The organism is Weissella sp. DD23 (assembly GCF_001579105.1).
Classification (GTDB): Bacteria; Bacillota; Bacilli; order Lactobacillales; family Lactobacillaceae; genus Weissella; species Weissella cibaria.
The window spans coordinates 261,597-264,027 of sequence record NZ_KQ970390.1 but is presented as its reverse complement, the minus strand read 5'-3'; the positions used below and the strand labels follow the sequence as shown (position 1 = coordinate 264,027).

Here is a 2,431-nt window from a genome sequence, read left to right as displayed (position 1 = left end):
TCTTGATAAGCCGGGGTGTCCTGCTTATTAGCATCAGCTAACTTCGCCATAATCACACCAATGCGTTCATATTCACGTTGCCACTTCGCTAGCCACGCCTCTGGTCGATTAACCAAGTTATAAGGACCAAATTGTAGCGCTTGCTTATCGTAAGTTACATGACCCGGCACCGCAACCAAAATTTCGTAGAAGTGACCATCATCAGCCACAACCGTTTCGTCGGTTAGCTGGTAACCGTTATCCATCAACCATGTCCGTACCACATCAATATCAATATTAGGTTGCAGGATGAGCCGCTGGTAACGTTGGACATCGGCATGGCCAGCCGTTAGAATCTGGGCAATTAAGCGACCACCCATTCCAGCGATTGTGACCGTGTCAATCAAGTCTTCGGGTTGAACTGCCGCTAGGCCATCAGCCAAACGGGGCACCAACACATCCCCTAACCGATGCCGATTAATTTCATGTTGCACATTATCTAACGGTCCCTGCGCGACTTCACCTGCAATCGCAAATGAAATCCGCTTATTCAACAAGAGATTTGCCGGCAAATAAGCGTGATCTGAACCAATATCAGCCAGGCGGGCACCATCGGGTACATACGACGCAACCGTCGCCAACCGTCGTGACAATTGCAATGCATCCATTCGCATGTCCTCGTTTCCATTAAGTTTATTACAAATATATTAGCACAAATAACGCCGGCCTGCTAACAGGTCGGCGTTTCTCATCATTTTTGTTTAATCTTCAATTTTGATGCCCGATGTTTTTGTAACTTCGGTCTTCGGCAACACCACGTGGAGTACACCATTCTTATACTTGGCAGTGATACCTTCCCGGTCCACATTTGGTAAGTAGTATGATCGGCCAACTGACCCGAAACTACGCTCAGATTGCAAAATATTGCCATCTTTGTCTGAGTGATCTTTAATTTCATGACGTGTGGCCGCAATGTGTAACGTATCCGCTTCGTAATCCACCTTCACGTCTGCCTTATCAGCACCAGGAATATCGGCAGTGACTTCAAAGCAATCATCCTTCTCAACAACGTCCGACTTCATATCGGTACCAAACGTTTGTGAGCGTACCAATGACGCATCCATTTTATCAAGCAATTCCCCTAGCGTTTCATGTCGTCGACGTAACAATTCATGTGCCATGCCTTTAGTCCTCCATTTTTCTAACATGTTTACCCTTCATTTTTAACACGTCAGTTAACTCAGACAATAGCGATAAGACTCGGCTTCACAAACTGTTTAACTTCGTGACGTAGCCATGGTGTTTGTGTGAATAAAAAAGCCCATACCGCAAAGTATGAGCTAAAAATTTATAGGCCCTTGTCTTCCTTGAGTTGGTCGTAAAGTTCGGCCATCTCGTAGTCGTTTGGTGCCAATTGTGTGTAGTTGAACAACGCCTCTTCAGCCAATGCCGTCTCACCTTCTTCACGGAAGTAGTAGTAGGCTGGCTTCAAGAAGTTAATGTTATCCAAGAAGAATGGCAAAGCGGCGTTCCAGTACTTCGTAGCCATCTCGAAGTCCTCCAAAGCCGTATAGCTTTGTGCCAAGTTCCAGTACAATTGTGGATCAGTTTCAGAATCGTCTTCACCCAAGAACGCGTTCAATAAGTTAATGTTCCCAACGTGATCACCCATGGCAACCAACAAGTTTGAATAACCAATCGTCAACGTCAAATCTTCTGGATTATTCTCAAGTGCTTCACGATAAATACGATCAGCTTCTTCATCTTCTCCTTGGATTTGCGCAACGGCTGCTGCTCGTTGGTAAAGCGTGGTGTTAAAGGCGTCGACCGCGATACCAGCCTGGTACGTAATCAACGCTTGTTCTTGATCATTTGTATCTTCATACAATTGGCCAAGTGGTTCATACAACCCCGCGTATGATGGATCGATTTCTTGCAATTCCTCCAGGGCGTCGATCGCCTTGTCGGCCGTTTCAGGGTCTGCCGCGTATGTCATTCCCAATTGGAAACGAACATCTGGCGTCAAATCAGTCGTCTTGATTTGCTCAAGGTAACCCAAAGCGTTCTTGAAGTTACCTACCAGTGCGTAAGCCACACCAATTCGTGACGCAATGTCCAAACCAGAGAAGCGACGCTCACCGGCTTGTAGCAACTCACGGTAGAACGGAATGGCTGTGTTGTATTGCCCAGTCGCAAAGTAGAACTCGGCCAAGGCAAACTTAATGATTGACTCTTCTGGTGCCAAATCATAAGCTTCACGCAACTTCGCTTCAGCCGCTTCATTCAATCCTTCAGACTGATACAAGTCGGCTAGTACCAACAATGATTCAATGTAAGCATTTGACTCTGGAGAAATTTCAGCCAAATAAGCAATCGCTTCATCTGTCTTATCCTCGTCAATTGCAATATCGGCCAACGCCGTACGCAATTGATCTTCATCCGGATACTTCTC

Annotated in this window: 3 protein-coding genes; all 3 read right to left on the bottom strand. The window is 46.1% G+C overall.

Annotated features, from left to right (window positions below; all coding sequences use genetic code 11):
* The coding region (locus WEIDD23_RS01280; protein ID WP_062358691.1) for a tRNA (adenine(22)-N(1))-methyltransferase at positions 1-647 on the bottom strand (647 nt) is incomplete at its 3' end.
* Between the two features lie 93 nt (positions 648-740).
* Entirely contained in the window at positions 741-1,160 is a 420-nt protein-coding gene (locus WEIDD23_RS01275; protein ID WP_010371670.1) for an Hsp20/alpha crystallin family protein, read from the bottom strand.
* Positions 1,161-1,327: 167 nt separating this feature from the next.
* Positions 1,328-2,431, bottom strand: a 1,104-nt coding sequence (locus WEIDD23_RS01270; RefSeq protein WP_242865362.1) for a tetratricopeptide repeat protein, incomplete at its 5' end; no start/stop codon positions are given.